Genomic DNA, 20,581 nt, shown 5'->3' on the forward strand with positions numbered 1-20,581 from the left:
CCCGAGTCGCGTTCGAGTGGGCGGTCGCACCCTGGGGCTGCCACTGACCGGACGCGATGGAGTGAGGCATCTGAATGCGCGTGTTGTTCGTGGGTCACGGCCCGGCCCACATCCCCTGGATCATCCCGCTCGCCTGGGCCAGTCGGCTCGCGGGCCACGAGGTGCGGGTGGCGGTGCGCCCGCAGTGCGTCGAACCGGTCACCCGCGCGGGCCTGGTGGCCGTGCCCGTCGGTGATGAGGCCGCCGCCGGTGCCGTGGCCGCCCGCAGACTCGGGCTCGGGCCGGGCAGGCTGAAGGCCGCGGGCGAGTCCGCCGCCGTCCTGGACGCCGACCTGAGCGAGGCGCTCACCGAGAAGATGATCGCGGTCGCCGACACCCTCACCGACGACCTGGTCGCCTTCGCCCGCTTCTGGCGCCCGGACATCGTGGTCCACGACACGGCCGCCGCGGCGGGCCTGGTGGCCGCCGCCGCCGTGAAGGTCCCGGCCGTGGGCCACACCTGGGGCGTCTCGCTCGGCGTGCACTGCGAGAGCGAGGACCAGCTGCGGCCGTCGTACGCTCGGCTCTTCGAGCGCTTCGGCCTCGACCCGGTGGTCGGCCCGTCCGTCTGGATCGACCCCTGTCCGCCGGGTCTGCGCCCGCCGCACGGGGTGCGCCGCGCCGACATGCGGTACGTGCCCTACAGCGGCCCCGCCGCGCTGCCCCGCTGGCTGCGCGAGGACCGGACGTCCGGACGCCCCCTCGTCTGCGTCACCGGCGGGGTCACCACCGCCGCCCTCGACGAGGTCCGCGACCAGGTGGTGGCCGCTCTGCGCGGACTCGGCGCCGACGTCGTACTCGCCGTCACCGGCGCCCAGGCCGAAGGCGCGGGCCGACTGCCGGACGGCGTGCGGATGGTGCGGGACTTCCCGCTCGACGTGCTGCTCGCGCACTGCGACGCGCTGGTGCACCACGGCGGCGTCGGCAGCGGACTGCTCGCCGTCACCCACGGCCTGCCCCAGTTGCTGCTGCCCCAAAACGCCTTCCAGGAGCACTGGTCCCACCTGGTGCGCGCCTCCGGCGCGGGCAACGCGCTGCCCGCCGGAAGCTCAGGACAGGTGGCCGACGCCGTACGGGACCTGCTCGAAACGCCCGCCTACCGGCAGCGGGCCACCGCGCTGCGGGCCGAGATCGACCGCATGCCCACCCCGCACCGCCTCGTGGGCTTCCTCGAAGCGTGCGTACGGGCGGGCCACACGGACATCGCGCCGCCCAAGGCCCTTGAGGAGGCGGGAAGATGACGACGCTGCTCGAACCCGTAACCGACCGGGGCACCGCCCCGTTCCTGCGGGGCACCACCATGCACGGCCTGTTCCAGGACGCCGCCCGCCGCTTCCCCGACGCGACCGCCCTGGTCCACCGGGGAGCGCGGGTCTCCTACCGCGAGCTCGACGCCGCCTCCGACACCTGCGCGGCGCTGCTCCAGGCCGAGGGCGTCGGCCCCGGCCACCTGGTGCCCGTCCTCATGGAGCGCGGCACCGCGCTGGTCGCGGTCCTCCTCGGGCTCTTCAAGTGCGGGGCCGCCTACTCGGTCCTCGACCCCCGCTGGCCCGCCGACCGGCTCGACCGGCAGATCCGCGACCTCGGCGCGCCGCTCCTGGTCACCACGGAAGCGGGCGCGGGGTGGCCGGTGCGGGCCTGGGCGCCGCCCGCCGACGGCCTGGCCGTCGCCGCCGCGCGCGCCCTGCGCCCGGCGCCGGTCGCGGTGGGCGGCGACGACCCGTGCGCGGTGTTCTTCACCTCCGGCTCCTCCGGCACGTCCAAGGGGGTGATCGCCACCCACCAGAACGCCGTCCGCCTCTTCGACACGGACACCTTCGCCGAGCTCGGCCCCGGCACGGTGATGCCGCAGACCGCCCCGCCGACCTGGGACGGCTTCACCCTGGACTGCTGGTCCACGCTGCTCACCGGCGGCACCACCGTCCTGCTCGACGAGCAGGTCCTGGTGCCGCGCGCGCTGCGCGCGCTGATCGCGGACGAGGGCGTCAACGCCGCGTTCCTGACCACGCAGCTCTTCAACATGCTGGTCACCGCCGACGTCGCCGCCTTCACCGGCATGAAGTGGCTGGCGGTCGGCGGCGAACGGGCCGCCCCGCCGCGCGTCCGCCAGTTCCTCGCCGCCCACCCCGGCATCCGGCTGCTCAACGTGTACGGGCCCGTCGAGGCCGGGGCGATCGTCACGGCCCACGAGGTACGGGACACCGACTGCGACGACCCGGCGGGCATCCCGCTCGGCGCCGCCCTGCCCCACACCGACGTCCTGGTCCTCGACGGCGCCCGCCCGTGCGCGCCGGGCGAGAGGGGCGAGCTGTGCCTCGGCGGGCCCGCGCTCGCCCACGGCTACCTCGGCGACCCGGCCCTGACGGCCGCCGCCTTCGTCGACACCGAGGTCGACGGACGCCGCCAACGCCTCTACCGGACCGGCGACTTGGGGCACCGGACCGCCGAGGGGGTGCTGTACTACCAGGGGCGCGACGACCGGCAGATCAAGGTCCGGGGGCACCGGATCGAGCCCGCCGAGGTCGAGCGCGCGGTGGAGCGCATCCCCACGGTGACCGGCGCGGCGGTCGTCCCGCTGCCCAAGCCGGACGGCTCGTACCACGGTTTGGCCCTGTTCTACACGCGCGCCGGTGACGGGATCGGTCCCGACGCGCTGCGCGAGCACCTCACCGGATCGCTTCCCGAGTACCTGGTGCCGCGCCGGGTCCACCTCCTGGACCGGTTCCCGCTGCTCGCCAACGGCAAGCTGGACCGGCGCGCGCTCACCGCCCCCGCGGGGCCGGACGCCGACGCCGCGCCCGCCGAAGAGCTGACCGGCACGCGGGCGCTGGTCGCCGAGGCCTACCGCGAGGTGCTCGGCCGCGGCCCGGTGGCGGCCGATGACTCCTTCTTCCACCTCGGCGGCAGCTCGCTCGACGCGGCCCAGCTCTGCCAGCGGCTCGACGCCGCCTTCGGCGTGCCCGTGCCGCCCTCGCAGCTCTTCCGCACCCCGACCGTGCGGGAGCTCGCCGCCTGGCTCGCCACCGCCACCGCCACCGCCACCGCCACGGCCGCCACGGCCGCCGGGTCCGCCTGGTCCGCCTGGTCCCGGCTCGGCCCCGGCGAGATCCCCCTTCCGCCGCAGCAGTCCGGCTTCCTGTTCGCGGGCGCCCACGACAAGGACCGCATGGGCGGCCTGTGCCGCCTCGCCTGGTGGATCGAGGGCCCCGTCGACGTGGCCGCGCTGACCCGCGCCGCCCAGGACGTCCACCTGCGCCACCAGGCCCTGCACGCCCGGTACTTGATCCGGGACAACGAGACCGGCTACGCGGTGGTGCCGGACCGGCCCGCCGGGGTGACGGCGCTGCGCCTGCCCGACGCGCCCGACGAGACGGCGGCCGTCGCCGACTGGCTCGCGGCCGTCTTCACCCCGCTCGACCTCACGAACGGCACGGTGTGGCGGTGCGGCGTGGTGCGCGGCCGGGACACCGGACGCACCCTGTTCGGCCTGGTCGTCCACCACGTGGCCTTCGACGGGGCGTCCGAGGCGGTGCTCGCCGCCGACCTCGGCCTGGCCTACGCGGCGCGGGCCGCGGGCCGGGAACCGGAGTTCGCCGGGCCCGCCGCCACCCTCGCCGAGGTCGCCGCCGACCACCACGGGGTGGTGTCACGGGTCGACCTGGACGCCCAGCGGGACTACTGGGAGGAGCACCTGGAGGAGCTCACGGAGCTGCGCGTCCCCGGCCGTACCGACGGCTCCGCCACCGCCGCCCCCGGGCACTCCCGTTCGCGCCGCCTGAGCCGGGCCGACCTCGGCGCCTGGGAGCGGTACGCGCGCGAGCTCGGCACCACCCGGTTCGCGGTGCTCGCCGCCCGGTTCGGGCTCGTCCTGCGCGAACTGACCGGCGAGCCGGACATCACCGTCAAGGTGCCGGTGGCCCGCCGCGGCAGCGGAGTCCTCGCGACCGCCGTGAGCTGCCGCGTCGACCTGCTCTACCTGCGGTTCTGGCCGCCCCACCAGACGGGCGGCGCCGACCCGCTGCGGCAGGCGGCCGCGAACGTGGACGACGCGCTCGGCGCCCAGGAGCTGGGCGGCGCGCGGCTCGCCCGCACGATCGTCCTGACCGGCGGCGGCGCGGCCCTGGGGCCCATGCCCAGCTTCCTGATGCAGGACGACCCCGACCCCGTGCTCGCACTCGAAGGATGCGCCGTCGAGTTGGGGCGGATCGGGGAGCCCACCATGTTCACCGAGCTGGAGTTCGACGTCCGGATCACCCCGGACGGCGCCCTGGCCACCGCGACCGTGCGCGCCGACCGGCTGCCCGCCGCGTTCGCCGACACCGTCGTGACCGCGTTCGCCGAGGCCGTGCGCCGCGGCCCGGAGCACGGGCCGGAGCACGGCCCAGAGCACGGGCCCAAGGCCGCCGACTCCGCTTCCGACGAGCCCGGGGAACCCAACGAGCCCGCAGAGGACCCTTCATGCGCGTACTGATCCTGAGCAGCCCCGAGTCCACCCACTTCTCCTGCACGGTGCCGCTGGCCTGGGCACTGCGCGGCGCCGGGCACGAGGTGCTGGTCGCCGGGCAGCCCGACATCGTCCCGATGGCCCGCTCCGCGGGCCTTTCCACCGTCACCGTGGGCCGTCAGTTCTTCGGCAAGGACCTGCTGTCCCCGCCGCTGCCGCCGGACAAGCGGCCCATCGAGATCGTGGGCCCGCTCACCCCGAAGATGACCCTCATCGGCTCCCGGGTCTGGGTCCTGCACTCCCGCTACCTGGCGCCGCGCTATCTGGAGGTGGCCCGCCAGTACCGGCCCGACCTGGTCGTCTCGGAGATCTTCGACTGGTCGGCGCTGCTCGTCGGCGGCGCCCTGGGCATCCCAGTGGTGTCGCACCGCTGGGGCGTCGACCCGATGAGCCATCTGATGCGCGGCACCGCCGAGGACCTGCTCGCGGGCGCCTGCGAGCGGCTCGGCATCGAGGGCGGACTGCCGCGGCCCGACCTGGTGCTCGACCCGGCGCCGCCGCAGCTCCTGTGCCCCGGGACCCCGGCGGCCACCCCGATCCGGCACATCCCCTTCAACGGCACCGGCGAGGTGCCCGGCTGGCTGCGGACGCGCGGCGAGCGGCCCCGGGTGTGCGTGACGATGGGGCGGCAGACCCTCGCGCTCGGCGGCGTCCCGATGTTCCGCGGCATCATCGAGGCCTTCGGGGACATCCCCGAGGCCGAGGCCGTGATGACGGTCCAGGAGGAGTTCCTCGACCGGCTCGGCACCGTCCCGGCCAATGTGCGGCTCATCCCGCCGACGCCGCTGAACGGCTTCGTCGGCCACACCGACGCGGTCGTCACGCACGGCGGCGCCAACACCCTGCTCACCGTGGCCGGTCTCGGCGTGCCGCAGCTGATCCTGCCCCAGCTGGTGGACCAGTTCCAGGGCGGTGAGCTGCTGGCCGCCGCGGACGCCGGGCTCACCCTCGCCACCGCCGACGAGCAGAACGACCCGGCGGCCATCGCGGCGGCCGTGCGCACCCTGCTCGCCGAGGAGCGCTTCGCCCAGGGCGCGGGACAGCTCGCCGCCACCATGGCCGCCATGCCGAGCCCCGCCGCCGTCGTCCGTGACCTGGAGAACCTGTGATGCGCGTCCTGTTCGTCAGCTCCCCCGCCGCCACCCACTTCCTGCCCATGCTGCCGCTGGTCAGGGCGCTCCAGACGGCCGGCCACGAGGTCCTCGTCACCGGCCAGCCCGATGTGACGGGCCCCGCCGCGGCCGCGGGCCTCGCGACCGCCACGTACGGGGACGCCTTCCACCACGAGGACCTGCGCGGCGGCAAGGGCCCGCGCGGCCCGCGCCCCATCGAGGCCGTGGGCCGCCCGCCCGCGCGGCAGATCGACGGCGCCGCCCAGATGTGGCGCAACCACACCCCGTACCACCTCCACGACTACCTGGAGCTCGCCCGCGACTGGAAGCCCGACCTGGTCGTCGGCGACCACATGGACTTCGCGGCGCCCATCGTCGCCTCGGTGCTCGGCGTCCCGAGCGTCGAACACCGCTGGGGCGTCAGCCCCACCAGCACCGCCATGCTCAAGCTGACCCTGATGTGGCTCGGGCCGCTGTGCGAGCGCCTCGGCCTCGCCGCGGTGCCGGGCCCGGACCTGTTCCTCGACCCGGCGCCGCCCGCGCTCCGCTCCACCGACGCCCCGCCGGGCCACCCGATCCGCCCCGTCCCCCACACCGGCGGCCGCGCCCCCTGGGCGTACACCGCGCCACCGGGCCGCCGGGTCGCGGTGGCGCTCGGCGGGCACACCCTCGACCTGGGCGGCGCCCCGCTGCTGCGCCGCGTCGTCGCCGCGCTCGGGCGCACCGACGGCGTCGAGGCGGTCGTGTCGGCCCCGGCCCGGTTCCGCGCGGCGGTCGGGGCGCTGCCGGGGACGATGACGTACACCGAGGAGACCGCTCCCGGCGTCCTGTTCCCCGGCGCCGACCTGGTGGTCCACCACGGCGGCCCGGGCAGCACGCTCGGCGCGGCCGCGCTCGGCGTGCCGCAGCTGGTCCTGCCGCAGGTGGGCGACCAGTTCGTGGCGGGCGACCGGGTCGCCGACGCGGGCGCCGGGATCAGCCTCGACTCGGCGGAGCTCCAGAACGGCGACAGCCACCTCACCGACGCCGTCCGCGCGCTGCTCACCGACCCGGACTACCGGCGGGACGCGGCCCTGTTGCGGCACCAGGTCGAGGAGCTGCCCGCCGCGTCGGAGACGGTCGGCGTCCTGGAGGACCTGGCCGCCCGTCAGGCGGTGCGGGCGTGAGCACCACGGAGACGAAGCCGGAGAAGGCGGACGAAAAGGCGAATGCCGAGGAGGGGTCGAATGCCAAGGAGGGGGCGAAAGCCAAGGAGAAGGCGCCCAATCCACACGGCATGAGCGACATCCAGGTCCTCGTCTTCATGGTGTGCGCGATGGCGACCATGGCCGTCGCCCTGCTCGACGGGTCGGTCGTCTCCTCGGCGATCCTGCCGATCGTCCGCGACCTCGACCCGGCCCACGGCATCGCCCGCTTCCCCTGGCTGATCACCGCGTACCTGCTCGCCGCTGCGGCCTCCCAGCCGCTGTACGGCAGGCTCAGCGACAGTTACGGGCCACGCCGCGTCTACCTCACCGCGCTCGTCACCTTCCTGGCCGGTTCGGCGCTCTGCGCGAGCGCCACGTCCCTCACCCAGCTGATCGTGTTCCGGGCGGTCCAGGGCCTGGGCGGCGGCGGTCTGATCAGCATGACCCTCATCGTGATCGCCACCCTGTACCCGCCGAAGTCCCGCGCCCAGCGCTCCAACGCGGGCGGCGCGCTCATCGCGGCGGGCATCATCGCGGGCCCGCTGATCGGCGGCCCGCTCAGCCAGGAGCTGTCCTGGCGCTGGATCTTCCTGGTCAACGTGCCGGTCGTGGGCCTCGCCCTGGCCGGCGTCGCGTGGACGCTGAAGCTGCCGGGCACGGGCACCCGGCAGAAGGTCGACGTCGTCGGCTCGGTGCTCATCGCGGGCGCCACCTGCTCGCTGCTGCTGGGTGTCAAGGCGTACGGAGACCACGGCCACTCCGGGCCCTGGGTGTCGTACGCCTACGGCGCGCTCGCCCTCGGCGTGGCCTTCGTGGTGCGCCAGCGGAAGGCGGCGGACCCGCTGATGCCGCTCACGCTCTTCAAGGACCGGGTGTTCCGCCCGGCCGCCGTGCTGCAGTTCGTGGGCGGGTTCGCCCTGCTCTCGCTGCCGGTCTTCCTGATCAACTACCTGAACATCGTGCGGGGCGTGGACCTGGACGTGGTCGGTCTGCATCTGCTCCCGCTGGCGGCCGGCGTCGTCCTGGTGTTCCTCGGCTGGGGCCGCTGGGTCGCCCGCACCGGACGCTGCAAGGCCGCCCTGACCGTCACCACGGCGACCTCCGTCATCGCCGTCGCCGGGCTCGGCCTGACCGTCGCCGACGCCTCCCTGTGGCAGCTCGACGCGCTGCTCCTGCTGCTCGGCGCGGGCCTCGGCGGGGTCACCCAGATCGCCCTGTTCATGGCCCAGTCGGCCGCGCCGCCCGACCAGTTGGGCGTGGTCACCACCACCTCGCGGTTCGCCACCATGCTGGGCACCACGATCGGCGGCACCGTGCTCGGCGCGGTCCTGAGCACCCGGTTCGCCGCGGCGGCCGGGGCGTCCGGCATCAAGGACCCGGACTCCGCCGCGGCCCGCCTCGCCGGACTCGACCCGGCCCGCCGCCACCTGGTCACGCGGGCGTTCGCCGACGCCACCGGCACGGTCCTGCTGACCGCCGCCGGGCTGCTCCTTCTCGCCCTGATCACCGCACTGCTGATGAACGACGTGAACGTCAACGACACCCCCACCGCACAGGAGACACCGGACCATGCGCGTACTGATGCTGAGCACCCCCTTCCCCACCCACTTCACCCCGATGGTGCCGCTGGCCTGGGCGCTGAAGGGGGCCGGGCACGAGGTGACGGTCGCCGCGCAGCCTGACGTCACGGACGCGGCCCGGGCGGCCGGGATATCCGCCGTCGACGTCGGCGACCGCTTCCACGGCCTGGACGTACTGAAGCGCCATCTGCCGCCCGGGGTACGGCCGTTGGAGCTGATGGGCCCGACGCCGCCGGAGAAGATGGCGGGCACCACCAAGCTGTGGGAGACCCACGCCCGCTATCTGCTCGGCGCCTACCTGGAGTTCGCCCGCGACCTGCGCCCCGACCTGATCGTGTCCGAGCAGATGGAGCTCACCGGACCGATCGTCGCCAAGGTCCTCGGGGTGCCGTCGGTGCAGCACCGCTGGGGCGTCGACCCGCTCAGCGGCCCGTCCCGCGCCTCGGCCCGCGACTTCCTGTACGGAGCGGCCCACCGGCTCGGCCTCGACGGCCTCCCCGACCCCGACCTGATCCTCGACCCCTGCCCCCCTGCCCTCCGCCACCCGAGCGCCGCGCCGGGCGAACCGATCGGCTACGTGCCCTTCAACGGCGTCGGCACCGTGCCCGCGTGGCTGCGGACACCGGCCCCCGAAGGGGTGCGCCGGGTGGTGGTCTGCCTGGGCCGCCAGACCCTGGAGCTCAACGGCACCGGGTTGTTCCGCACGATCATCGAGTCCTTCGCGGGGCTCACGGACGTCGAGGCCGTGGTGACCGCGGACCCGGCGTTCCACGAGGGCTTCGGCGCGCTGCCGGACAACGTCCGCGTGGTGGATCCCGTACCGCTCAACCTGTTCCTGCGGGACTGCGCCGCCGTCGTGCACCACGGCGGCGCCAACACCACGATGACGGCAAGCTCGTTCGGCCTCCCGCAGGTCGTCCTGCCCCAGCTGGTGGACCAGTTCGCATCGGCCGAACTGCTCGCCGCGGCCGGAGCGGCCCGCGTACTCCCTGAAGCGGCCCCGCAGAACGACCCGGCCCAGATCCGCGAGGCCCTCACCGACATCCTCACCGACGACCGCTACTGGAAGGCCGCCAAGGGCCTACGCGACGACATGGCCGCCATGCCGACCCCGGCCCGCGTGGTGACGGACCTGGAGCGACTCACCACCACCTGAGCCACCAAGCAAGAGGCCCCCGACCGGATCCCGGTCGGGGGCCTCTTCGCTTCGTACGCGTCAGTCACGCCGCTTCTTCAGCGCGTCACCACCGAACTTGAAGACGAGACAGACAACGACGGTAATGCCGATCCCGATGAAGAGATGGGACATGGGGGGACTCCTTTACTTGGGGGGAGGTAAAGCGCCCCAAAGGGGCGCGGGGAACTGCGCGACCAGCCACATCAATCCCGCAGACCGGAGACAACATGGCGTGGCAAATCCATCCGCAAGAAGCGACTACGCGCCCCGTAGAGAGCTGAGAACCCCCCACAGCGCCGAAGGCGTGGCAAAGGTGGCGGAGTTGAGGCTCGCCTCAGGGAACTCGACGCCATAGGCGTCCTCCACCCGCACAAGAAGCTCAATCGTGGCCATGGAATCAAGGCCCGCGGCCTTGAGATCAAGCCCCGGATCAAGGGCCCCGGCATGCCGGGGCAGCACCGAGGTGAGCAGCCGCTCGAACTCCGCGTCCAGCCGCGCGTCCATCGTGGTCATGGTCCGTACTCCTTAAGACGCGCCGCGCGCGTCGCGCAGCCGAAGCTTGTCGGTCTTGCCATTGGGGGTGAGCGGCAGCTCGTCGACGAGGTGGCACACGGCCGGGACCTTCGCGGCCTCCAGGCGCTCGGCGAGCTCGTCGAGGACCGCGTTCTCGGCCAGCTCGGCGACGGCGTACAGGGTGAGGTCGTGGCCGTCGGCGGGCGCGAGCACGGCGGCGGCCGTGACGCCCGGGATGTCGAGGGCGGCCGTCTCGATCTCCAGGGTGCCCATGCGGACGCCCTTGCGCTTGAACAGGTCGTCGCGGCGGCCCGCGAAGTAGAGGTGGCCGTCGGCGTCCAGGTACCCGTAGTCGCCGGTGTGCAGGGTGATCTCGCCGGTGACCGGGTCGGGGCGGAAGCGCGGCGCGGTCTGTTCGGGGGCGCGCCAGTAGCCCGACATGACGTGCGGTCCGCGCGCGGTGATCTCACCGACGGTGCCCGGCGGCAGGGGCCGCCCGTCGTCGTCGAGGATCAGCACCTGGGTGCCGTCGAGGGCGCGGCCGACCGAGCCTGGCTTGGCCAGGTCGCCGTCCGGTTCGAGCACGGTGACCCGCTTGCACTCGGTGGTGCCGTACATGGGCGACACCTGGGCGTGCGGGAAGGCGGCGCGCAACTGGGCGATGACGGGAGCGGTGAGGGCGGCGCCGGTGTTGGTGAACAGACGCACCGGCGGCGGCTCGCGGCGGTCCCTGCGGGCCAGGGCGAGGAGCATCTCGCCGAGCGACGGCACCAGCGGCACCACGGTCACCCCGTGGTCGTGGAGCGTGCCGAGCAGGCCCACGTGCCGGTCGGGCTCGCTGAGCACGAGCCGCGCTCCGGCGATCACGGACAGGAAGACCTGGTAGAGGCCGTAGTCGAAGGAGAGCGGTACGGCGGCGAGCACGACGTCGTCCGCGCGGTACCCGAGCCGGGCCTGGATGGCGCGGGCCGCGAAGACGACCGGGGCGTGGGTGCTGACGACGGCCTTGGGCGCCGACGTGGAGCCCGACGTGTAGATGAGCAGGCCGAGGTCGTCGGGGCGCACCGGGTCCGCGTCGGCCGGGCCGGGGGCGGCGCCAAGAAGCCGCTCGGCGCCGGACGTCACCTCGTCGAGGCCGAACACCGGCCGGTCCGTCACCTCGCGCAGGACCGCGACGTCCTCGGCGGTCTGCCCGATCAGGAGGGCAGGCTCGCAGTCGGGCACCACGGTGTTCAGGTGGAAGCGCTTCATCGCCGGGTTGACCGGCACGAAGACGAGGCCGCGGCGCAGCGCGCCGAAGAGCAGGGCGGTGAACTCGCGGACGTTGCCGACCCGGGCCAGGACCCGGTCGCCGCGGCGCGCGCCCCGGGCGGTGAGCCAGTCGGCGTACGCCTGTGACCAGGCGTCGAGGTCCGCGTAAGTCCAGGTGCCCGAGCCGTCCGTGACCGCGGGTGCGTCGGGCCGGGCGGCGACCGCCGCGGCGAGCAGGCCGTCGACGGTGTCGGCGGCCAGCAGTGTCTGTGTCGTCATCCAGCAACCTCTCGGGTCCAGCGGGTCCATCGGAACGGAGTCGGTCCCGGCCCAGGTTTCCCCCGCGCGCTCGAACCCCGGTGGAGCGGTTCTCGGCCCCCGGCGGCCTGCCCGGACTCAAGCGGGCTGCGAGGCGGCGGCCGGAGGGTGACCGCGGGCAGCAAGCCCCGCCCGTCCCTGAAGGAGGCAGCACAGGATGAACGCGGATTCCCGGCAGACCGGCAGCGCTGAACCCGGTGGGCAGCCGCTGGACTTCGGCGTCTTCTTCTTCGCCGCGGTCGGCGACCAGGCGCAGGAGACATACCGGCTGATGCTGGACTCGGCGCGGCGCGCCGACGAGCTCGGCTTCGGCTTCGTGTCGACGCCCGAGCGCCACTTCCACCGCTTCGGCGGCGCCTTCCCCAACCCCGCCGTCACGTCGGCCGCCATCGCCGCCGTGACCCGCCGGATCCAGATCCGCGCGGGCAGCGTGGTCACGCCGCTGCACCCGGCGGCCCGCGTCGTGGAGGACTTCGCGATGGTGGACGGCATCTCCGGCGGCCGCGTCGCGATCTCGGTGGGCTCCGGCTGGAACGTCAACGATTTCGTGCTCGCCCCCGAGAAGTACGACACGCGCCGCGCGCAGATGCTCCAGGACCTTGACGACATCCGGGAGGCCTGGCGCACCGGCCGCTGGACCGGCACCAATCCGCTGGGCGCCGAGGCCACGCTGCCGGTCTATCCGCGCCCGGTGCGGGACGAACTCCCGGTGTGGGTGACCGCCTCGCGCAGCGAGGAGACGTTCCGCGAGGCGGGGCGGCTCGGCTGCAACGTCCTCACCCACCTGGAGAACCAGGACGTGGCGTCGCTCGCCACGAAGGCCGCCCTGTACCGGCGGGCCCGCGCCGACGCGGGCTGGGAGGGGCCGGGCAAGGTCACCGTCATGATGCACACCTACGTCGCGAAGACCCCCGAGCTCGCGCGCGAGGTGGGCGGCGGCGCGCTGCGCGACTACCTGCTCTCCGCGATCGACCTGGAGGCGGGCGCCGTGGCGGCGGGCGGCCGGATGAGCGGGAACAAGGAGGGCCGGGACGTCCTCGCCGAGGAGCGCGCCCAGCGCAGGCTCGCCGGCCTCGCGGTCAACCGGTACCTGTCCGGCAACGCGCTGATCGGCACGGTCGAGGAGTGCGCGGCCACCGCACGGCGGGTGCGCGAGGCCGGGGTCGACGAGATCGCCTGCCTGGTCGACTTCGTGCCGGACCGGGAGCGGGTGCTCGGCTCCCTCGAACTCCTCGACGCCGTACGCCGCGAGTCCGCACGCCACGACTCGGGCCACGACTCCGTACGCCACGAGGCGGCCCGGTCCGGCGAGCTCGCGCCGACCCACTGACCCGCCGCCCCGCCCCCCCCCCGCCGACTCGCCGACTCGCCGACTCGCCGACCTCAAGGAGGCCGTCCATGCCGACCGTCCTCGCCGTCTCCGGCAGCCCCTCGCCGGTGTCCCTCACCCACCGGGTGCTCGCCCTCGCGGCCGAGCGGCTCGGTCGGCGCGGCCACCAGGTGGAGACCCTGTCCGTGCGGCGGCTGCCCGCGGCCGCGCTGCTCTCCGCCGACACCGATGACCCCGAACTCGCCGCCGCCACCCGGCGGTTCGCCGAAGCCGACGCCATCGTCCTGGCCACCCCCGTCTACAAGGCGGGCTGCTCGGGGCTCCTGAAGGCGTTCCTGGACGTGCTGCCGCAGTCCGGCCTCGCGGGCAAGGTGGTGCTCCCGCTGGCCACCGGCGGCTCCCCCGCCCATCTGCTCGCCCTGGACTACGGGCTCCGCCCCGTCCTGATGTCGATGAAGCCCACGGCGGTGGCCGAGAGCTTCTTCGTGCACGCCGAGCGGGTCCGCGCGGGCGGCCTCGAACCCGAGGCCGCCGCCCGCCTGGACACGGCCACCGCACGCTTCGCCGACCTCGTGGAGGCGCTGCACCACCCCGCCCAGGACCTGGCCCCCGCCGCCTGAAGAGCGGCCCCACCAACCCCACCGACAACACGGACACCACGGAAGAGGACCTCATGAAGGCTCTGGTTCTGGCCGGCGGAACGGGAAGCCGGCTGCGCCCGTTCAGCTACTCCATGCCCAAGCAGCTCATCCCGATCGCCAACAAGCCGGTCCTCGTCCGGGTGTTGGACAACATCCGCGACATCGGGGTCACGGAGGTCGGCGTGATCGTCGGCAACCACGTCTCGGAGATCGCCGACGCCCTCGGCGACGGCTCGGACCTGGGCATGCGGATCACCTACATCCCCCAGGAGAGCCCGGCCGGGCTCGCCCAGTGCGTGCAACTGGCCAAGGACTTCCTCGGCGACGACGACTTCGTGATGTACCTCGGCGACAACATGCTGCCGCAGGGCATCCAGGAGGCCGCCGCCGAGTTCCACGCGCTGCGCCCCGCCGCGCAGATCCTGGTCGCGCGGGTCGAGGACCCGCGCGCGTTCGGCGTCGCCGAGGTCGACGCGCGCGGCGTGGTGGAACGCCTGGTGGAGAAGCCGCCGGTGCCGCGCTCCAACCTGGCCCTGATCGGCGTGTACTTCTTCACCCCGGCCATCCACGAGGCGGTCGACCGGATCGAGCCGAGCGCGCGCGGCGAACTGGAGATCACCGACGCCATCCAGTGGCTGGTGACCGAAGGCCAGACCGTGCGGGCCCAGGAGTACACCGGCTACTGGAAGGACACCGGCAAGGTCGAGGACGTCCTGGAGTGCAACGAGATGCTCCTCGACGCCCTGGAGCGCCGCGTGGACGGCGCGGTCGACGACGAGTCGGCGATCCTCGGCAACGTCGTCGTCGAGCCGGGCGCGCGCGTCGTCCGCTCCATGGTGGTGGGCCCCGCGGTGATCGGCGCGGGCACGGTCCTCGAGGACTGCCACGTCGGCCCGTACACCGCGATCGGCAAGGACTGCGTCCTGTCCGGCACCCACCTCGACCACTCCATCGCCCTGGACGGCGCGACGGTCACCGGAGTGCGCGGCCTGCACGGCTCGCTGCTCGGCCGCAACGCCGCCGTCACGGGCGTCCACCTCGCCCACCGCCACCACCGCCTGGTGGTCGGCGACCACACCCGCGTGGAGGTCGCGGCATGACGAAGATCCTGGTCACCGGCGGAGCGGGCTTCATCGGCTCGCATTACGTCCGCACACTCCTGGAGGGCGGATACGAGGGCTACGAGGACGCGGAGGTGACGGTCCTCGACAAGCTCACCTACGCGGGCAACCGGGACAACCTGCCCGCCGCGCACCCCCGGCTCACCTTCGTCGAGGGCGACATCTGCGACCTGCCCGCGCTGCTCGACCTGTTCCCCGGCCACGACGCGGTGGTCCACTTCGCGGCCGAGTCGCACGTGGACCGCTCCCTGGAGTCGGCGGCGGAGTTCGTCACGACCAACGTCGGCGGCACCCAGAACGTCCTGGAGGCCGCCCTGCGCACCGGCGTGCCGCGCGTGGTGCACGTCTCCACCGACGAGGTGTACGGCACCATCGACGAGGGCGCCTGGACCGAGGAGTGGCCGCTCCTCCCCAACTCCCCCTACGCGGCATCCAAGGCGGGCTCCGACCTGATCGCCCGCTCCTACTGGCGCACCCACGGCCTGAACGTCTCCATCACCCGCTGCTCCAACAACTACGGTCCTTACCAGCACCCGGAGAAGCTGATCCCGCGCTTCGTCACCAACCTCCTCGAAGGCGAGCGGGTCCCGCTGTACGGCGACGGCGCCAACATCCGCGAGTGGCTGCACGTCGACGACCACTGCCGCGCCATCCAGCTGGTCCTCACCCGGGGCCGGGCGGGCGAGGTCTACAACGTGGGCGGCGGCAACGAACAGACCAACCGCCAGCTCACCGAGCGGCTCCTGGAGCTGACCGGACACGACTGGTCGAGCGTGGTGCGGGTGCCCGACCGCAAGGGCCACGACCTGCGCTACGCCCTCGACGAGACCAAGATCCGCGAGGAGCTCGGCTACGCGCCGCGCGTCTCCTTCGAGGAGGGCCTCGCGGCCACGGCCGCCTGGTACCGGGACAACCCAGGCTGGTGGAAGGCGGCCAAGCACGGCACCGAGGAGAGGCAGAAATGACGGCATCCGCCCCGCAGGTCCTGGTCGTGGGCGCCGGTCCGGTCGGGCTCACCGCCGCCCACGAGCTGGCCCGGCACGGCGTCCGGGTCCGCCTGGTGGACGCGGCCGCGGGACCGGCCACCACCAGCAGGGCGCTCGCCACGCACGCCCGCACCCTCGAAACGTACGACCAGATGGGCGTCCTGGACGCGATGCTGCCGCGCGGCCAGCGCGTCGAGCACTTCACGCTGCACCAGAACGGCCGCCGTCTGATCCGCTTCGACACGGACTACAGCAGGCTGCCCACCCGCTTCCCGTTCACCCTCATGATCGACCAGGTGATCACCGAGGAGGTCCTGCGCGACGCGGCGGCCCGCCTCGGCGTCACGGTCGAGTGGGGCGTGCGCCTGGAGCGCTTCGAGGACCTCGGCGAGGACGGCGTGCGCGCCCACCTCACCGGGCCCGGCGGCCAGGCCGAGACGGTCACCGCCGACTGGCTGGTCGGCGCCGACGGCGGCCACAGCGCCATCCGCAAGCAGCTCGGCCTGAAGCTCGCGGGCGACTCCCACGAGACCTGGCTGATCGCGGACGCCGTCGTCGACTGCGACCTGCCGAAGGACAGCATCCACTGGATGCGCACCCCGCGCGGCACGGTGATGATGGTCCCGTTCCCCGAGCCCGGCAAGTGGCGCCTGCTCGACACGGCGGAGACCTCCTACGGCGGCGACGACCGGATGATCGCCGAGCGCTTCGCCGCGAAGATCGCCACGGGTACGGGGAAACCGGCCCACGTCCATCTCCCCACCTGGGTCTCGGTCTTCACCATCCAGCAACGCATGATCGAGCGGATGCGCCAGGGCCGGGTGCTGCTCGCGGGCGACGCCGCCCACGTCCACAGCCCGGCCTCGGGACAGGGCATGAACACCGGCGTCCAGGACGCCGTGAACCTCTCCTGGAAGCTGGCGGCGGTCCTGCGCGAGGAGGCCCCTGACACCCTGCTCGACACCTACGGCGCCGAGCGCGTCCCGGTCGGCGCCGAGCTCCTTCGCACCACCCGGATGGCCACCCTCCTCGTCCAGCTGCGCAGCCGCGCGGCGGCGGCGTTCCTGCGCGCCGCCTTCGCGGTGCCGCGCAACGTCAAGCCCCTCAAGGGCCGCATCCAGCGCAAGATCATGGGCGGCATGTCGGCGCTCGGCCTCGGCTACGGCGAAGGACCCCTGGCCTTCGGGACGGCGCCCGCCACGGGCATCCGCCCCGGCGAGCGGCTGTCCCGGGTCGACGCCGACGGCCTGGCGGCCGCCCCCGCCTGGCAGCGGGTGATCGACGAACTCCGCCGCCCCGAGTGGCTCCTGCTCACCTTCGGCACCCCCCGGGAGCCCGGCACAGGACCGTCCGTCCGCACCCTGGACCTCCCCGACCCGGCCGTGACCGGCGCCCTGGGCACCACCGCCACCGACTGGCTCCTGGTCCGCCCGGACGGCTACGTGGCGGCCCGCGGCGACGCGACGACGTCCCCGTCGGGGGCGCTGGCGGAGCTGGGGTTTGACCTCACGAGGTCGGCACAGCCCGCCTAGCGGCGGCGGCGCGCGGCGGCCCGTTCCCGGGTGCTGGGAACGGGCCGCCGTGCGTCGCAAGGGGCAGCGCCCCGAAGGGGCGCGGGGCTGTGTCATGTGCGGCTCCGCCGCGTGGGCGCGACCAGCCACAGCGCGCCCGCAGCCCCGCGACGGCACAACGCGGCACATCCTGCGGGCCCCTCAGGCCGCGTGAGGCGCAACCTTCCGGTACAGCTCCAGGCAGTCCTCGTACGAAGGCAGCATGCCGAGCGAGCGAGCCTCGCTCACGGTCGGGGCCTGGGCGTCCTTCTCCGAAAGCAGAGGTTCGCCGGTGAGCCACTTCGCCCACGGCAGCCCCAACTCGGGGTCGAACGCCCGCAGGTCGAGCTGCGTGCCGGGCACGTACTCCGTGGAGCACAGATAGCTGATGCACGTGTCGTCCGTGAGGGCGACGAACCCGTGCGCGAGCCCCTCCGCGACGAACACCGCCCGGCCGCTGCGGGCGTCGAGGACCGTGCAGTCGTGCGCCCCGAACGTCGGTGACCCGACCCGCACGTCGACCACGACGTCGAGCAGCGCCCCCCGCACGCAGCTGACCAGCTTCGCCTGCCCCGGCGGGATCGTCACCCCGTGCAGGCCGCGCACGGTGTTGCGGGCGGACGCCGAGTAATTGACCTGGCGGGGCAGGAAGGAGTGCCCGGTCTCGGCGGCGAGAAGGTCGTACCTGAACGACTCGTGGAAGCTGCCGCGCGCGTCCGGCAGCAGCCTCGGCATGATCCGGTACGCGTCCGGTACGGCGGTCTCTTCGATCCTCATGCCCCGGGACGCTAGGGGCCGGGACTCGATTCCTGGTAGCGCCACCGCGGCGGCGCCCGGTCCACCCACGCCCTAGCGGGAGCGGTCACAGTGTGCCTCCACCACAGACGACTTGGGAGGCGGGAACGGTGTCGGCGAGCAACCGGAAACCAGACGGCGGGCGTTCGGTACTGGTCCTTGGCGCTTCGGGGTTCGTGGGCGGGCACGTGTGCCGGGCCTTCGCGGCGGCGGGCTGGCGGGTGGCGGGCGTGGCCCGCACCACCCCGACCGCCCCAACCGCGCCGACCGCCCCAACCGCGTACGAGATCCACGAACTCGACCTGGTACGAGCCGAGCCCGCCCACATCGCGCACCTGCTCCGGCACCTGCGCGCCGACGCGGTGGTGAACGCGGCGGGCGCCGTCTGGGGCGCCACCGAGGACGACATGGAGCGCTGCAACGCGGACCTGGTGCGCCGCGTGGTCGCGGCACGGCCGCCCCGCCTCATCCATCTGGGCTCGGTGCACGAGTACGGCCCGGTGCCGCGCACCGGCATCACCGAGTCCACGCCTACGGCCCCCCTCACCCCGTACGGCCGGTCCAAGCTCGCCGGGGCCCGGGCCCTGCTCGACTCCGGCACGGACGGCGTCGTGCTGCGCGTCTCCAACGTGTCGGGGCCCGGCACATCCCCCGTCAGCCTGCTCGGCCTGGTCGCCCGGCACCTGGCCGCCGGGGCCGCCGAACCGCTGCGGCTCGCGCCGCTGCTCGCCCACCGCGACTTCGTCGACGTACGCGACGTGGCGGACGCGGCCGTCGCCGCCGCCGGGTCACGGGTGACCGGCCGGGTCATCAACATCGGCGCCGGGCGGGCCACGTCGGTGCGCCAGCTGGTGGCGCGGCTCGTGGCGCTCGCGGGGTGCGGCGCGGAGATCGTCGAGGCGCCCCTCGAAGGCGGGCGGCCGCCGGAGGCCGAGTGGCAGCGGATGGACATCTCCCTCGCCCGCGAGCTGCTCGGCTGGCGGCCGCGGCGCACCCTCGACACCTCGCTGAGCGATCTGCTCGCCGAGGCGCGCCGGGCGCACCACGACTCGTTGTCCAGTGCCGTTCGAGCACCGGCGCCGACGATGTCCGCATCGGGTCACCGCTGACGGCCGCGTGCCGAACTCACCATGGAGGCAGGACAAGATGAGTGACACCAAGGCACGGATCCTGGAGCAGGTGCGGGACTACCACCTGGAGAAGGAGCCGGCCCGCGCGTTCGTTCCCGGCGTCGACGAGATCTGGCCGTCGGGTGCGGTGCTCGACCCCGGGGACCGGGTCGCGCTCGTCGAGGCGGCCCTCGACATGCGGATCGCCGCCGGGACCAGCTCCCGCAGGTTCGAGTCCCGCTTCGCCCGCTATATGCGGCGGCGCAAGGCCCACCTGGTGAACTCCGGCTCCTCGGCGAACCTGCTCGCCCTGTCGGCGCTCACCTCGCCGCACCTGGAGGACCGCCGCCTCAAGCCCGGCGACGAGGTCATCACGGTCGCCGCGGGCTTCCCCACCACGGTCAACCCGATCCTGCAGAACGGCCTGGTGCCGGTCTTCGTCGACGTCGAGCTGAGGACGTACAACACCACCGCGGAGCGCATCAAGGCCGCGATCGGCCCCAAGACGCGCGCCATCATGGTCGCGCACGCGCTCGGCAACCCCTTCGAGGTCGCTGAAGTCGCCCAGCTCGCCGAGGAGAACGACCTCTTCCTCATCGAGGACAACTGCGACGCGGTCGGCTCCCTGTACGACGGCGAGCTCACCGGCACCTTCGGCGACCTGACCACGGTCAGCTTCTACCCGGCGCACCACCTGACGATGGGCGAGGGCGGCTGCGTCCTGACGTCGAACCTGGCGCTCGCCCGGATCGTCGAGTCGATGCGCGACTGGGGCCGGGACTGCTGGTGCGAGCCGGGCGAGAACAACCGCTGCTTCAAGCGGTTCGACTACCAGCTGGGCACCCTGCCCGCGGGCTACGACCACAAGTACATCTACTCGCACGTCGGTTACAACCTGAAGGCCACCGACCTCCAGGCCGCGCTCGGCCTGACCCAGCTGGCCAAGGTCGACGACTTCACCGCGGCCCGCCGCCACAACTGGCGGCGCCTGCGGGAGGGCCTGGACGGCGTCCGGCACCTGATCCTGCCGGAGGCCACCCTCCGCAGCGAGCCGAGCTGGTTCGGGTTCGTGATCACCGTCGCCGACGACGCCCCGTTCTCCCGCAAGGAGCTCGTCAACTTCCTGGAGGAACGGAAGATCGGCACCCGCAACCTGTTCGCGGGCAACCTGACCCGGCAGCCCGCCTACCAGGACGTACCGCACCGGATCGTCGGCGATCTCACCAACTCGGACATCATCACCGAGCACACCTTCTGGATCGGCGTCTACCCGGGCCTCACCGACGAGATGACCGACTACATGGTCACGTCGATCCGCGAGTTCGTCGCGTCCCGGAGCCGGTAGCCGGCAGCCGGCAGCCACCTGCC

General features: G+C 73.7%; 16 protein-coding genes. 13 read left to right on the forward strand and 3 right to left on the reverse strand.

The window, feature by feature from the left end; translation table 11 throughout:
• Window positions 1–74: 74 nt before the first annotated feature.
• Genes AC07A4_RS26040 through AC07A4_RS26065 form a run of 6 tightly spaced genes read left to right on the forward strand, consistent with a single transcriptional unit; the run spans window position 75 to window position 9,578 of the window.
• Window positions 75–1,280, forward strand: coding sequence for a nucleotide disphospho-sugar-binding domain-containing protein (locus AC07A4_RS26040; RefSeq protein ID WP_478602776.1), 1,206 nt, complete (start codon window positions 75–77; stop codon window positions 1,278–1,280).
• Window positions 1,277–4,510 carry an amino acid adenylation domain-containing protein gene (locus tag AC07A4_RS26045; RefSeq protein WP_478602778.1) on the forward strand — a complete coding sequence of 1,078 codons (3,234 nt, stop codon included), beginning with the start codon at window positions 1,277–1,279 and terminating at the stop codon, window positions 4,508–4,510. The genes AC07A4_RS26040 and AC07A4_RS26045 overlap by 4 nt, the downstream gene beginning before the upstream one ends.
• On the forward strand, window positions 4,498–5,652 hold the full coding sequence (locus AC07A4_RS26050; RefSeq protein WP_478602780.1) for a nucleotide disphospho-sugar-binding domain-containing protein: 1,155 nt from the start codon (window positions 4,498–4,500) through the stop codon (window positions 5,650–5,652). Before AC07A4_RS26045 ends, AC07A4_RS26050 begins: the two co-directional genes overlap by 13 nt.
• Window positions 5,652–6,821: a nucleotide disphospho-sugar-binding domain-containing protein gene (locus tag AC07A4_RS26055; protein WP_478602782.1), complete on the forward strand. Its 1,170-nt coding sequence runs from the start codon at window positions 5,652–5,654 to the stop codon at window positions 6,819–6,821. The genes AC07A4_RS26050 and AC07A4_RS26055 overlap by 1 nt, the downstream gene beginning before the upstream one ends.
• Window positions 6,818–8,524: an MFS transporter gene (locus tag AC07A4_RS26060; RefSeq protein ID WP_478602784.1), complete on the forward strand. Its 1,707-nt coding sequence runs from the start codon at window positions 6,818–6,820 to the stop codon at window positions 8,522–8,524. Before AC07A4_RS26055 ends, AC07A4_RS26060 begins: the two co-directional genes overlap by 4 nt.
• On the forward strand, window positions 8,412–9,578 hold the full coding sequence (locus tag AC07A4_RS26065; RefSeq protein ID WP_478602786.1) for a nucleotide disphospho-sugar-binding domain-containing protein: 1,167 nt from the start codon (window positions 8,412–8,414) through the stop codon (window positions 9,576–9,578). Before AC07A4_RS26060 ends, AC07A4_RS26065 begins: the two co-directional genes overlap by 113 nt.
• Before the next feature lie 279 nt (window positions 9,579–9,857).
• On the opposite strand, the gene AC07A4_RS26070 is transcribed toward AC07A4_RS26065, so the two are convergent.
• Together AC07A4_RS26070 and AC07A4_RS26075 are read right to left on the reverse strand one after the other, a co-directional pair.
• Complete coding sequence (locus AC07A4_RS26070) at window positions 9,858–10,112, reverse strand: phosphopantetheine-binding protein (protein ID WP_478602788.1); 255 nt, start codon at window positions 10,110–10,112, stop codon at window positions 9,858–9,860.
• A 12-nt stretch (window positions 10,113–10,124) separates the two neighbouring features.
• The gene (locus tag AC07A4_RS26075; RefSeq protein ID WP_478602790.1) at window positions 10,125–11,642 is read right to left on the reverse strand and encodes a class I adenylate-forming enzyme family protein; all 1,518 of its coding nucleotides are present in this window, start codon (window positions 11,640–11,642) and stop codon (window positions 10,125–10,127) included.
• A gap of 196 nt (window positions 11,643–11,838) precedes the next feature.
• Here AC07A4_RS26075 and AC07A4_RS26080 point away from each other — a divergent pair, with 196 nt between their 5' ends.
• From AC07A4_RS26080 to AC07A4_RS26100, 5 genes are all read left to right on the forward strand, one after another.
• Complete coding sequence (locus AC07A4_RS26080) at window positions 11,839–13,011, forward strand: MupA/Atu3671 family FMN-dependent luciferase-like monooxygenase (RefSeq protein WP_478602792.1); 1,173 nt, start codon at window positions 11,839–11,841, stop codon at window positions 13,009–13,011.
• Window positions 13,012–13,079: 68 nt separating this feature from the next.
• Window positions 13,080–13,631: an NADPH-dependent FMN reductase gene (gene ssuE, locus AC07A4_RS26085; protein ID WP_478602794.1), complete on the forward strand. Its 552-nt coding sequence runs from the start codon at window positions 13,080–13,082 to the stop codon at window positions 13,629–13,631.
• 53 nt (window positions 13,632–13,684) lie between these two features.
• The gene (locus AC07A4_RS26090) at window positions 13,685–14,752 is read left to right on the forward strand and encodes a glucose-1-phosphate thymidylyltransferase (RefSeq protein WP_478602796.1); all 1,068 of its coding nucleotides are present in this window, start codon (window positions 13,685–13,687) and stop codon (window positions 14,750–14,752) included.
• The gene (gene rfbB / locus AC07A4_RS26095) at window positions 14,749–15,738 is read left to right on the forward strand and encodes a dTDP-glucose 4,6-dehydratase (RefSeq protein WP_478602798.1); all 990 of its coding nucleotides are present in this window, start codon (window positions 14,749–14,751) and stop codon (window positions 15,736–15,738) included. Before AC07A4_RS26090 ends, rfbB begins: the two co-directional genes overlap by 4 nt.
• Window positions 15,735–17,291, forward strand: coding sequence for an FAD-dependent oxidoreductase (locus AC07A4_RS26100; RefSeq protein WP_478602800.1), 1,557 nt, complete (start codon window positions 15,735–15,737; stop codon window positions 17,289–17,291). The genes rfbB and AC07A4_RS26100 overlap by 4 nt, the downstream gene beginning before the upstream one ends.
• Before the next feature lie 180 nt (window positions 17,292–17,471).
• Here the strand turns inward: AC07A4_RS26100 and AC07A4_RS26105 are convergent, their stop codons facing one another.
• Window positions 17,472–18,086: a dTDP-4-dehydrorhamnose 3,5-epimerase family protein gene (locus AC07A4_RS26105; RefSeq protein ID WP_478602802.1), complete on the reverse strand. Its 615-nt coding sequence runs from the start codon at window positions 18,084–18,086 to the stop codon at window positions 17,472–17,474.
• A gap of 128 nt (window positions 18,087–18,214) precedes the next feature.
• Here AC07A4_RS26105 and AC07A4_RS26110 point away from each other — a divergent pair, with 128 nt between their 5' ends.
• Both AC07A4_RS26110 and rfbH read left to right on the forward strand, forming a co-directional pair.
• Window positions 18,215–19,213, forward strand: a complete 999-nt coding sequence (locus AC07A4_RS26110; RefSeq protein WP_478602804.1) for an NAD-dependent epimerase/dehydratase family protein — start codon at window positions 18,215–18,217, stop codon at window positions 19,211–19,213.
• Between the two features lie 37 nt (window positions 19,214–19,250).
• Window positions 19,251–20,558 (forward strand): lipopolysaccharide biosynthesis protein RfbH, encoded by a 1,308-nt coding sequence (gene rfbH, locus AC07A4_RS26115; protein ID WP_478602806.1) that lies wholly within the window; start codon window positions 19,251–19,253, stop codon window positions 20,556–20,558.
• Window positions 20,559–20,581: the final 23 nt, after the last annotated feature.

It is taken from the genome of Streptomyces sp. NPDC043996, assembly GCF_056435225.1.